Raw genomic sequence first — 12230 nt, forward strand, 5'->3', positions numbered from 1 at the left:
CCACCTAACGTTTTGTCGATTATTTTTACCTTTAAACGATATTTTTTACTTTTGAACGATTTAAGATAACTTGTGATTGTTAATTAAATTATCTTTTCTATATTTGCGCCCAATTTAAAATTAATCATATAATTATGAATCATTACGAAACTGTTTTCATCTTAAATCCCGTTTTATCTGAAGTTCAGGTAAAGGAAACAGTAAGCAAATTTGAAGATTTTCTTACGTCAAAAGGAGCACAGATGGTATCCAAAGAGGATTGGAGCTTAAAAAAATTAGCTTACGAAATCCAAAACAAGAAAAGTGGTTTTTACCATTTATTCGAATTTAAAGTTTCAGGAGAAATCCTAATTGCCTTTGAAACTGAATTTAGACGTGACGAGAGAGTTATGCGTTTCCTAACTGTAAGTTTAGATAAGCATGCCATTTCTTGGGCTGAACGAAGAAGAACCAAATTAAAAGAATCATCTAAAGCTTAATTATTATGGCAAATTTACAACAATCCGCTTCGGGAAAGAAAGAAGGAGATATCAGATATCTTACTCCTCTGAACATAGAAATCAATAAGACTAAAAAGTATTGTCGTTTCAAAAAATCTGGAATCAAATATATTGATTATAAAGATGCAGATTTCTTATTGAAATTTGTAAACGAGCAAGGTAAAATTCTTCCACGTCGTTTAACAGGTACTTCTTTAAAATACCAAAGAAAAGTGTCAGTAGCAGTTAAAAGAGCTCGTCATTTAGCTTTAATGCCATATGTGGCCGATTTATTAAAATAATTAATTAATTAAAGTTGTTGTCTCGTTGAGATTCAACGAGACTAACTTCTATAACAAGGACAACAACATGGAACTTATATTAAAACAAGACGTTCAAAATTTAGGATTTAAAGATGATTTAGTAACTGTAAAAAATGGTTACGGTCGTAATTTTTTAATTCCACAAGGTCATGCTCAATTAGCAACACCTTCAGCAAAAAAAATTTTAGCTGAAAATTTAAAACAAAGAGCACATAAAGAGTCTAAAGTGGTAAACGATGCAAAAGCATTAGGAGAAGCTTTAAAAGCCATCGAAATTAAAATCACAGCAAAAGCCGGTGGAGAAAAATTATTTGGTTCAATATCAAATATTGATATTGCTGCTGCATTAGAAAAAGCAGGACAAACTGTTGATAGAAAATTCATAACAAGTGGTTTGGTAAAACGAACAGGTAAATATACAGCAACTGTAAGACTTCACAGAGATGTAGTTGTAGAGTTACCCTATGAAATTGTAGCCGAAGTATAATATTTCGATTAATAAATAGTAAATCCCGACTCACATCGGGATTTTTTTTATCTGAATTTATTTCAGATTCTTTCCAAGTTAAAATAATTGCATCTGATAAAAGATGCTGAAAGAAGTTCAGCATAAATGAAATATAAAAGATTAGCCAAAGAACAATTTGAAGCTTTATATCAGGAATTTATAAATTTCCTCGCTTCACAATCTATTGATAAAGCAGAATGGGATAAAATAAAATTGGATAAACCTGAAGTAGCCGAGCAAGTACTAGACGTTTTTTCTGATTTGATATGGGAAGGTGTTTTAACAAATGCTACTTATTTAGAGCATTTTTCTAAAAACCATATTTTCCTCTTTCATTGCCAAGAAAAATTAATTCAATCTATTGTTTTAAAAGCATTAGAACCACAAGTCGATTTTATGGAAAAAGAGGGATTGCAATGGTTAAGTGATACTATATTTACAGATGCAGTTGAAATTCATTTGGGTAAAAAAGAATACGGAGTCGAACGAAATGCTGCCATTTTTGATTTGATAAAAGAAGGAGCCATCTTGAGCGATGGACAACTATACCTTCAAATGAACGGAATAATCCAGTCGTAATTTTAAGATTTTATACTATGAAATTATTATTCATTTTATTTGTTTCTTTTACTTCTGTCTCACAAACTAGTGGTTGGCACAAAGATTTAGAAATTCTTATTGATGGTACAACTCGATATTATGATATGTATGCCCCATCAAATCTGAATCAAAATCCCACTTTGGTAATTCAGCTTCACGGAGGAACACAATCAAAAGAAGAGATTTACAACGACAGAGCAGGAGCATCAAAGTATTGGGAATGATGTTGCCGAAAAAGAACATTTTTTACTAATTGTTCCTAATGGTACAAACTTAAAAACTGGAGCAACGCAAGGAAATAATTTAATTTGGAACGATTGCAGAGTTTATCCTAATGATAATAATGCTGATGATGTAGGTTTTATTTCTAAATTGATTGATTTTTCCATTGGGAAATACAATGTAAATAATAAAAAAATATTTGTTACCGGGGTTTCCAATGGTGGATTAATGTGCTATCGTCTTGGACTTGAAATTCCGAACAAAATAACCGCAATAGCTGCTTTCAATGCCAACCTATCTGAAGAAAGTGAGTGTAAAGTTTCAAACATTCCTATTCCTGTAATGATAGTAAATGGAAAAAAAGATAAGTTTATGCCTTTTTACGGCGGAAAGTCTAAATTGAAGAAAGAATATTTCTTGTCATCACAAGAAACAGTAGATTTTTGGGTCAAAAATAATTTCAAAGGAACATCTATCTCTAAAGATATAATTAAATACAATACTATTGAAATGCAGCCAATAACGAGTACTATCTACAATAAAGGAAATAAAAACAATGAAATTCAATATTATGAAATAGAAGATGGCGGGCACACAATGCCGGGCAAAAAATATGTGCTTTCTAGGTTTATCCAAAGAATTGTTGGAAAACAAAACGAGTCGATTGAAGGTGCCGAAATTACATGGGAATTTTTCAAAAATCTTTCTAAATAAAATTGTATTTTAGTGCCATATTAGTAGAATTTTATGGAATTTGGTCAAACCATTCAGTTGCTTCGTGAGGAACTCAACCAACACAATCACAATTATTATGTGTTGGATACTCCAACTATTTCTGATTTTGAATTTGACCAAAAACTAAAACAACTTCAGGATTTAGAAAAACAACATCCTGAATTCTACGATGATGATTCACCAACACAACGGGTTGGCGGAACCATTACAAAAAATTTCAATACTGTTGTTCATGATTACAGAATGTATTCACTGGACAATTCCTATTCTAAAGAAGATTTAATAGACTGGGAAAACAGAATTCAAAAAGTGCTCGGAAATGTTCCCTTGAAATATACTTGTGAATTAAAATATGATGGTGCATCAATTTCTATAACCTATGAAAACGGAAAATTAAAACGCGCTGTAACTCGTGGTGATGGTTTTCAGGGAGATGATGTAACCAGTAATATTAAAACGATAAAATCTATTCCGTTAAAATTAAATGGCGAATATCCGACCCGATTTGATATTCGTGGCGAAATAATTTTACCCTATGAAGGCTTTGCAAAAATGAATCAGGAATTAATTGAAATTGGAGAAACACCTTATTCAAATCCAAGAAACACGGCTTCAGGAAGTTTAAAATTGCAAGACAGCAGCGAAGTTGCCAAGCGACCATTGGAATGTTTACTTTATTTTATTGTTGGCAATAATTTGAATATCAAATCACAATTGGAAGGACTAGAAACTGCAAGGAACTGGGGTTTTAAAGTTCCAAAAGAAGCCAAACTCGCCAATTCTATTGAAGAAGTTTTTGAATATATTGATTATTGGGATACACATCGTCATGATTTACCTTACGAAACGGATGGTGTTGTTATAAAAGTAAATGATTTTCATCAGCAGGACGAATTGGGTTATACGGCCAAATCGCCGCGTTGGGCAATGGCATATAAATTTAAAGCGGAGCAAGTTTCTACAGTTTTAAATTCAATTTCGTATCAGGTTGGAAGAACAGGATCAATCACTCCGGTTGCGAATTTGCAACCTGTGCAATTGGCTGGAACCATTGTTAAGCGTGCATCATTGCACAATGCTGATCAAATCGAAAAATTAGATATACGTGTTGGCGATACTGTCTTTGTTGAAAAAGGAGGCGAAATAATTCCTAAAATTATTGCTGTTGATATTACCAATAGAAAACAAGATTCGCAACCAACGAAATACATTATACATTGCCCCGAATGTAATTCGGAATTAATAAGAACAGAAGGAGAAGCCAATCATTATTGCCCTAATTTTTATGGATGTCCGCCCCAAATTATAGGTAGAATTCACCATTTTATTTCGCGAAAAGCGATGGATATTGAAGGTCTGGGAGGAGAAACAGTAGCTTTACTTTATAATAATGGTTTGGTTCAAAATTACGCTGATTTATACGAGTTAACTGTCGAACAAATTCTACCATTGGAAAGAATGGCACAAAAATCAGCAGAAAATTTAGTTATTGGTGTTCATAAATCAAAGGAAGTTTCTTTTGAACGTGTCTTATTTGCTCTTGGAATTCGTTATGTTGGAGAAACTGTTGCCAAAAAATTAGCGAAACATTATAAAACTATCGATGCTTTACAAAGTGCTTCTCTTATGGATTTGATTTTGGTTGATGAAATAGGAGAGAAGATTGCGCAAAGCGTCATAGGATTTTTTGAGAATCAGGAAAATGTCAAGATTATTATTCGTTTGAAAGAATACGGAGTTCAGTTGGAACTGATTGAAAAATTTAATCCAAATGCTACCGATAAATTATTCGGTAAAACCTTTGTAGTTTCAGGTGTTTTTGAAAAATTCTCTCGCGACGATTTAAAAAAAGCAATTGAAGACAATGGCGGAAAAGTGGGAAGTTCTATTTCTGCCAAAACTGATTTTGTTTTAGCTGGCGACAATATGGGACCCGCAAAATTAGAAAAAGCAAATCAATTAAAAGTTTCTATAATTTCGGAAACAGATTTTTTAGGCATGATTAGTTAAATAAATTTTTGATTAGTATTGCTTTGATTTTTATAATCTATTTTTAGTCCTAATTTATCTTATAAATATGGATATTAAAAAATAACCTAATCATAAATTCACTAAAGATGGCTAATAAAATAAACGTAATATATAAACTAACACTATGTTATTTTGTCATAGCAATTTTTGAAATTATTGCAGAATATTTTGTTAATAAATCCATTATCTGTATACTTAAACCGTTATTACCTGTATTCCTAATTATCATTTATTATATAGATTCCGAAAGAAAAAATGTAATGTTTATTATCGTTTTACTTTTGTCCTCATTGACCAACATACTTTTTATTCCTAATACGCCGACCTATTTGTTTTATGGTATTATTGTCTTTACTATACATCGTATTATATGCATCTATCTCATACTTTCTCTTCAAAAATTTATCGATTATATTCCTATAATAATTGCAACTTCACCCTTCTTGCTAATCTTTTTTTATTTGTTTACAGAAACATCTGAAATACCCGAAAATAGTTTTTACGTCATTATTATTCAAAATATATTAATTTCAGTTCTTACGGGTATTGCACTTGCCAGCTATGTCATGAATGACTCTAAACAGAACTCTATTTTGTTGATTAGTGCACTGCTATTTGTGATGCTACAATTTGTAGTTTTTGTAGAAAAGTACTTTTTGACCAATGAATACCAAGAATTTTTTAGACCAACTGCTATGACATTGAATGCATTAGCCTTTTTCTCATTGTATAAATATGTTGTCACTTCTGAAAAATCAAACTATAATAATAGACTTTCCTGATGACACTCTGCTCTTTTCATCATCAAAATAAAAATCAATTCGACCAAGGTTTACACCATAACAACCTACTTGATTGACCAAAACTTCTTTGCCTTCAGCATTATTTAAAATAGTAGGTTTATCAAGAAAGGTGTGTGTATGACCCCCAATAATTAGATCAATATTTTTTGTCAAACCTGCTAATTTGGTATCGCAAATTTTATCGGGTTCGTCTTTGTATTTGTAACCAATATGTGATAGACAAATCACTAAATCACATTTTTCTTCATACTTCAATATGCGGCTCATATCTTGAGCAATATCAATGGAATTATTATAAACAGTTTCTTTAAAATTTCTCTTATCAACTAAACCATCAAGGTTTATTCCAAGTCCAAAAACACCTACCTTGATTCCTGCCTTATGAAAAATTTTATAAGGTTTTACATGTCCATCCATAATCGTGTTCTTGAAATCATAATTGGCGGAAACAAATTCAAAATTTGCATTCGGCAATTGCTTGTATAAACCCTCAATACCGTTGTCAAAGTCGTGATTGCCAATGGTTGCCAAATCATACTTCATCATGCTCATCAGTTTGAATTCTAATTCGCCACCATAGTAATTAAAATAAGGTGTTCCTTGGAAAATATCACCAGCATCAAGCAATAAAACATTAGAATTTTCATTTCTGATGGTTTCAATAATAGTTGCCCTTCTTGCCACGCCACCCATATTAGGATTCTTTGGATGATTTGGAGGAAAAGGATCAATATAACTGTGAACATCATTGGTGTGAAGTATCGTTAAATGCTTTGTATTTAACGTGGTAAAACTACTTAATGATAATCCTCCAAGTCCCAAAAACACTGAACTTGCTGCTGTTTTTTGGATAAAATTTCTTCTTTTCATTTATATTCAATTTTTTTCTTGTGAATTTATTTCAGAAGTTCACCACTTATAAATGCCGAAATATTGTTAACTATTCTTTTATAATTCGAATGTCTTTATTAGCCTCGATGAATTTATTTTCTTTGAAATAATCAATAATCATATTCCGAAGTTTGTATTGTAAATCATATTTATGAATCCCTTTTTTAAAAAAAAGCATATTATCATTCCCATATGATAAATAATCAGATGTTGCTACATAATATATTTTATTAAGATCTAGTGCGCTTTCGCCAACTAAAATAGCTACTGCTTGATTATTTTTATCAATCGTAAACTTCATACCTCGTAATGGATGTGGTTTTTTTTCTGAAATAACATAGTTTGCAATTTCCAAAACTTGTGCTCCCTTTAGCGCAACCACGACAGCACTATTTTCGAAAGGCATAATTTCATAAGCATTCCTTGCGGTGACGTCACCTTTGGGAATTATAGTTCGAATTCCGCCATGATTTAAAACACAAATATCAACAGCTAAATGTTCTCTCATTTGAAAAACCTTATTCGATTTGTCAAAAGTAATATCGGCTAAAAGATTACCCATTGGAGTCTGCCATACGCCTGATTTATCTATAGTTTCTGGAGCATTGGATAAAACAATGTTTAAATCGGCATCAATTTTTGTTCGATAAGGTTTTATAAAGTTTTCAATTTGCTGTACTTGTTGGCTTGCTTTCTGGGTAGAAATCTCTGTATTTTTATTGGTAATACCAATTTGTTTCCCCTCAATTTTAACTAAAGTACATTTTTTCTCGATGCAAGATGTGAACACCGCAAATGTTAATAATAAAACAAAATGCTTTACTACACCGTCATAGTTTTTTAGTTTTACCATCGCTTTAGGTACTAATTTTAGTAAATTTGTAAATCAAGTAAAAGTACTATGTTTTTAAATTACATCAAGAATTTTTCAACAAATAAAATTGTTAAAAATAGTTTATCCAATGTTAGGCATGTGCCGTCAGACAGTGTAATTAAAACCGTTGGGATTATTTTTGATGAAAGCTATTTTTATGAAAAGGAAGCTCTAGTTCATGCATTAACCGAAAATAAGATTGAGGAAAAGGATATTAAAATTCTGGTTTATAAAGACAAATTAAAAAAGAATGAAACGTTTGAATATCCAGTTTTTAGCAATAAAGATTTGAGTTGGCGCGGGACAATTGATAAGAAAGAAGTAAAAGAGTTTGTAAAAGCACCTTTTGATTTATTGATTAATTATTACGATACCGAAAAAGTTGCTTTACTTTTGGTATCTCATTTATCCAAAGCAAGTTTCAAAGTTGGTTTTGCAACTGTTGACAAGCGATTAAACCATTTTATGATTAATACAAATGCCGAAAATTATAAAGTTTTTATGGATGAATTATTCAAATATTTAAAAATTTTAAACAAAATATAATATGTTATCATTAATAGGTACAGGAGTCGCGCTTGTAACACCCTTCAAAAAAGATTTTTCTGTAGATGTAGATGCTTTAAAAGCTATAGTAAATTTTCAGATTGATAACGGAATTGATTACTTAGTTGTTCTTGGCACAACTGCCGAAAGTGCTACACTTTCCAAAATAGAAAAAGAATTAATTATAAAAACAATTGTTGATTCAAACAAAGGACGATTACCTTTAGTTCTCGGAGTTGGAAGTAATAATACACAGGAAGTAGTTCAAGAACTGAAATCAGGTAATTTTTCAGATTTTGTTGCGCTGCTTTCTGTTTCACCTTATTACAACAAACCCACACAAGAAGGTATCTACCAACATTTTAAAGCCATTTCAGAAGCATCGCCTCTACCTATAATATTGTACAATGTACCAGGAAGAACTGCTAGTAACATGTTGCCATCAACTATTATACGATTAGCAACCGATTTTAAAAATATTATTGCGGTCAAAGAAGCAGCAGGAGATATTGTGCAAGCCATGAAATTGATACAAAATAAACCAAAAGATTTTTTAGTAATATCGGGAGATGATATGATAACTTTACCAATGATTTTGGCTGGCGGCGCGGGAGTTATTTCTGTACTTGCAGAAGGTTTTCCAAAACAATTTTCAGAAATGGTTCATCTTGGTTTGAATAAAAGGGTAGAAGAAGCTTATAAATTGCATTACCTTTTAGCGGATTGTATTGACTTAATATTCGAACAAGGAAACCCCGCCGGAATCAAAGAAGTCTTTTATTCATTGGGATTATCTGAAAATACAGTTCGTTTGCCGCTCGTAAACACTGACGCAGATTTGGCAAATCGAATTCATGATTTTACCAACAAAATTTCGAAAATGTAGTTTTTTTTAAGTAAAAAAAATATTTTGTTATCAACAATTAATAACTAAATTTGCAGTTGGTTTTTTAGACACAGAAACTGTTTAAAATCATCTGAATTAAATAAAAAAATGAAGAAATTTTTAGTCTTATTTGCTGTTGTATTATTCTTAATTTCTTGCAGCGATTATCAAAGAGCATTAAAATCAGAAGATGTAGCCCTCAAGTTTGCATCAGCAACCAAAATGTATGATTCCAAAAAATATGGCAAAGCTATCAGGCTTTTTGAACAAATTGCTCCAGCAAACAAAGGAAAGGCATCAGCTGAAAAAATGTTTTACATGTATTCACAAGCATTATATATAACAAATCAATATTATTTAGCGGGCTATCAATTTGAAAGTTTTGTAGCAAGTTATCCTAAAAGTGAAAAAATAGAAGAAACTTCTTTTTTAGGAGCAAAATCATTTACTTTCTTATCACCAATATACAGTTTAGATCAAACAGATACCAACAAAGCGATTGATAAACTTCAAAATTATATTGATACCTATCCAGATGGGAAAAATATTGTAGAGGCAAATTCATTAGTTAAAATGTTGAGAGAAAAATTGGAAAAGAAAGCTTTTGAAAATGCTAAAATTTACAACACTGTTTCCAATTATAAAGCGGCGATGGTAGCTTTTGATAATTTCATGATTAATTTTCCAGGAACGCCTTATAAAGAAAAAGCACTTTATTATAAATTAGACTCTGCATATTCATTGGCGATTAATAGTGTTCCCACTAAAATGAAAGAAAGACTTGAAAATGCTAAAACAGCCTACCAAGTTTTAATGAAATTTAAAGCGGATACGGAATTTAAAAATAAAGCTGACCAAATGTTAGCCAGAATTGATAACGATTTAAAACAATTTTCTAAATAAAAAAGTCATGGATTTAAAAAAGACGAATGCACCCGTAAACACAATTACTTACAACAAAACTGTGATCGAAGAACGTACGGGCAATGTTTACGAGGCAATTACGATAATGGCTAAAAGAGCAAACCAAATAAATTCAGAAATTAAAAAAGAATTGACTGAAAAACTAGAAGAGTTTGCCACTTACAACGATAGTCTTGAGGAAATCTTTGAAAACAAAGAACAAATTGAAGTTTCTAAATACTACGAGAAATTACCAAAACCTCACGCGCTGGCTGTTCAAGAATGGCTTGACGACAAAATATACTACAGAGACACTACAAAAGACTAGTAAAAATGTCTGTTTTAAGTGGTAAAAAAATAGTGCTGGGAATTTCTGCTGGAATTGCCGCTTACAAAACAGCATCGTTAGTCCGATTATTTATAAAAGCAGGTGCACATGTACAAGTTATAATGACACCTTCTTCTAAAGACTTCGTAACACCGTTAACCTTATCTACACTTTCTAAAAATCCTGTTCATTCTACTTTTTATAACGAAGAGGACGAAAATGCACTTTGGAATAATCATGTCGAACTAGGACTTTGGGGAGATTTGATGATTATTGCGCCAGCAACTGCTGACACGTTGTCCAAAATGGCAAATGGCACTTGCGACAACCTTTTAATTGCAACTTATTTATCGGCAAAATGTCCAGTGTATTTTGCACCGGCAATGGATTTGGATATGTATAAACATCCATCAACTATTTCGAGTTTTAATTTATTAAAACAGTTTGGAAATACAATCATTCCAGCTGAAAAAGGAGAATTAGCCAGTGGATTATCGGGAGAAGGAAGAATGGCCGAACCTGAAAACATTATCATTTTTTTAGAAAAGGATTTAGAGAGTAAATTACCATTACAAGGAAAAAAAATCTTAATTACTGCGGGACCAACTCACGAAGCTATAGATCCAGTCCGGTTTATAGGCAATCATTCATCAGGACAAATGGGGTTTGATATAGCTTCGAGCGCAGCAAATCTTGGCGCCTCGGTAACTTTAATTTCGGGTCCAACACATTTATCGGTTTCAGATGCAAATATTAATTTGATACGAGTTATCTCTGCCCAAGAAATGTATGTTGCCTGTCATGAATATTTTAATTCGAGTGATGTTGTCATTTGTGCAGCAGCCGTGGCAGATTATACACCCAAATTAGTGGCAACGCAAAAGATAAAAAAAAGAGATGCAACATTGAGTATCGAACTCGAAAAAACACAAGATATACTGGCTTCGATGGGGGAAATAAAGCAAAATCAATTTTTAATTGGCTTCGCTTTAGAAACAGAAAACGAAATTGAAAACGCCAAGTTGAAAATTCATAAAAAAAACCTAGATTTGATTGTTTTAAATTCGCTTCAAGATGAAGGTGCTGGTTTTGGAAAATCAACTAACAAAATTATTTTCATAGATAAGGATTTTAATGTTGAACCCATGACTTTAAAATCTAAATTATTAGTCGCAAATGATATCATGAACAAAGTAATCTCACATTATGAAAAAAATAGTTAATATACTTTTTTTGTTTTTTATCGGAGTAATTCAAGCCCAGCAATTAAATTGTACCGTTCAAATCAATTCTGATAAAGTACCAACGACCAACAATCAGATTTTTAAAAACTTAAAAAATTCAATAAGTGATTTTGTGAATAAAACCGATTGGACAGGCGAAGATTATAAAGTAAATGAAAAAATTAATTGTTCGATGGTAGTTATTATAAATAGTTACGATTCTAATCAGTTTACAGCCACTTTACAAGTTCAATCCACCCGACCAATTTTCAATTCAACCTATGCTACGCCAGTGTTCAATTATAATGACAATGATTTCAACTTTCGCTATATTGAATTTGAAAATTTACAATTCAATCCTTCCAATTTTGATTCCAATCTCGTTTCTGTTTTAGCCTATTATAGTTATATGATTCTTGGTTTTGATGCCGATACGTATGCATTATCTAGTGGAAATAAAAATTATGAAATCGCACAACAAATAATGACGGTTGCACAACAAGGGGGCTATAAAGGATGGAGTCAATCTGATGGAAATCAAAATAGATATTATTTAGTCACTGATGTTTTATCGGGAACTTTTAATGCTTATAGAGAAGCTTTGTACCAATATCATAGAGATGGATTAGACACTATGTATTCGGATTTAAAAACGGCAAAAGAAAAGATTATAGGTTCCATTGGAACCCTTTCAAAGTTATACGCAGTGCGACCGAATGCCTTTTTAACCAGAGTTTTTTTTGATGCCAAAGTAGATGAGATTGTTTCTATTTTATCAGGAGGTCCAAAAATTGTAACACCTGAAACGATAGATACTTTGAATAAATTATCTCCACTCAATGTGAGTAAATGGGCTGCTATTAAGTTATAATTACTGC

General features: G+C 31.7%; 16 protein-coding genes. 14 read left to right on the top strand and 2 right to left on the bottom strand.

The window, feature by feature from the left end:
• The first annotated feature begins 134 nt into the window (after nt 1-134).
• The 8 genes from rpsF (at nt 135) to Q0Q96_RS04425 (ending at nt 5680) form a co-directional block, all read left to right on the top strand.
• Nucleotides 135-479, top strand: a complete 345-nt coding sequence (rpsF, locus tag Q0Q96_RS04390) for a 30S ribosomal protein S6 (protein ID WP_293872017.1) — start codon at nt 135-137, stop codon at nt 477-479.
• A 5-nt stretch (nt 480-484) separates the two neighbouring features.
• Nucleotides 485-781 carry a 30S ribosomal protein S18 gene (rpsR, locus tag Q0Q96_RS04395; protein WP_293872018.1) on the top strand — a complete coding sequence of 99 codons (297 nt, stop codon included), beginning with the start codon at nt 485-487 and terminating at the stop codon, nt 779-781.
• A gap of 67 nt (nt 782-848) precedes the next feature.
• Nucleotides 849-1289, top strand: coding sequence for a 50S ribosomal protein L9 (gene rplI, locus Q0Q96_RS04400; protein ID WP_293872019.1), 441 nt, complete (start codon nt 849-851; stop codon nt 1287-1289).
• A 126-nt stretch (nt 1290-1415) separates the two neighbouring features.
• The gene (locus Q0Q96_RS04405; protein ID WP_293872020.1) at nt 1416-1889 is read left to right on the top strand and encodes a DUF6495 family protein; all 474 of its coding nucleotides are present in this window, start codon (nt 1416-1418) and stop codon (nt 1887-1889) included.
• Nucleotides 1890-1906: 17 nt separating this feature from the next.
• Entirely contained in the window at nt 1907-2134 is a 228-nt protein-coding gene (locus Q0Q96_RS04410) for a hypothetical protein (protein WP_293872021.1), read from the top strand.
• A 28-nt stretch (nt 2135-2162) separates the two neighbouring features.
• Nucleotides 2163-2846, top strand: a complete 684-nt coding sequence (locus Q0Q96_RS04415) for a hypothetical protein (protein WP_293872052.1) — start codon at nt 2163-2165, stop codon at nt 2844-2846.
• Nucleotides 2847-2879: 33 nt separating this feature from the next.
• The gene (gene ligA / locus Q0Q96_RS04420; RefSeq protein ID WP_293872022.1) at nt 2880-4877 is read left to right on the top strand and encodes an NAD-dependent DNA ligase LigA; all 1998 of its coding nucleotides are present in this window, start codon (nt 2880-2882) and stop codon (nt 4875-4877) included.
• A gap of 107 nt (nt 4878-4984) precedes the next feature.
• The gene (locus tag Q0Q96_RS04425) at nt 4985-5680 is read left to right on the top strand and encodes a lysoplasmalogenase family protein (protein WP_293872023.1); all 696 of its coding nucleotides are present in this window, start codon (nt 4985-4987) and stop codon (nt 5678-5680) included.
• Here Q0Q96_RS04425 and Q0Q96_RS04430 read toward each other — a convergent pair.
• A complete protein-coding gene (locus Q0Q96_RS04430; RefSeq protein ID WP_293872024.1) occupies nt 5654-6571 on the bottom strand; it encodes a metallophosphatase in 918 nt (305 codons plus the stop codon). The genes Q0Q96_RS04425 and Q0Q96_RS04430 overlap by 27 nt on opposite strands.
• A 70-nt stretch (nt 6572-6641) precedes the next feature.
• On the bottom strand, nt 6642-7445 hold the full coding sequence (locus tag Q0Q96_RS04435; RefSeq protein ID WP_293872025.1) for a 5'-nucleotidase: 804 nt from the start codon (nt 7443-7445) through the stop codon (nt 6642-6644).
• Between the two features lie 48 nt (nt 7446-7493).
• Here Q0Q96_RS04435 and Q0Q96_RS04440 point away from each other — a divergent pair, with 48 nt between their 5' ends.
• The 6 genes from Q0Q96_RS04440 to Q0Q96_RS04465 all read left to right on the top strand — a co-directional run bounded on the left by Q0Q96_RS04440 (nt 7494) and on the right by Q0Q96_RS04465 (nt 12223).
• Nucleotides 7494-8012, top strand: coding sequence for a hypothetical protein (locus tag Q0Q96_RS04440; protein ID WP_293872026.1), 519 nt, complete (start codon nt 7494-7496; stop codon nt 8010-8012).
• A gap of 1 nt (nt 8013) precedes the next feature.
• On the top strand, nt 8014-8898 hold the full coding sequence (gene dapA, locus Q0Q96_RS04445) for a 4-hydroxy-tetrahydrodipicolinate synthase (protein ID WP_293872027.1): 885 nt from the start codon (nt 8014-8016) through the stop codon (nt 8896-8898).
• A gap of 108 nt (nt 8899-9006) precedes the next feature.
• Nucleotides 9007-9801 (top strand): outer membrane protein assembly factor BamD, encoded by a 795-nt coding sequence (bamD, locus tag Q0Q96_RS04450; RefSeq protein WP_293872028.1) that lies wholly within the window; start codon nt 9007-9009, stop codon nt 9799-9801.
• 7 nt (nt 9802-9808) lie between these two features.
• Nucleotides 9809-10129 carry a DNA-directed RNA polymerase subunit omega gene (locus tag Q0Q96_RS04455; protein WP_121313610.1) on the top strand — a complete coding sequence of 107 codons (321 nt, stop codon included), beginning with the start codon at nt 9809-9811 and terminating at the stop codon, nt 10127-10129.
• Between the two features lie 5 nt (nt 10130-10134).
• The gene (coaBC, locus tag Q0Q96_RS04460) at nt 10135-11352 is read left to right on the top strand and encodes a bifunctional phosphopantothenoylcysteine decarboxylase/phosphopantothenate--cysteine ligase CoaBC (protein WP_293872029.1); all 1218 of its coding nucleotides are present in this window, start codon (nt 10135-10137) and stop codon (nt 11350-11352) included.
• Nucleotides 11336-12223, top strand: coding sequence for a DUF4835 family protein (locus Q0Q96_RS04465; RefSeq protein WP_293872030.1), 888 nt, complete (start codon nt 11336-11338; stop codon nt 12221-12223). The genes coaBC and Q0Q96_RS04465 overlap by 17 nt, the downstream gene beginning before the upstream one ends.
• Nucleotides 12224-12230: the final 7 nt, after the last annotated feature.

This window comes from Flavobacterium sp., from assembly GCF_025352015.1.
Lineage (GTDB): Bacteria > Bacteroidota > Bacteroidia > Flavobacteriales > Flavobacteriaceae > Flavobacterium.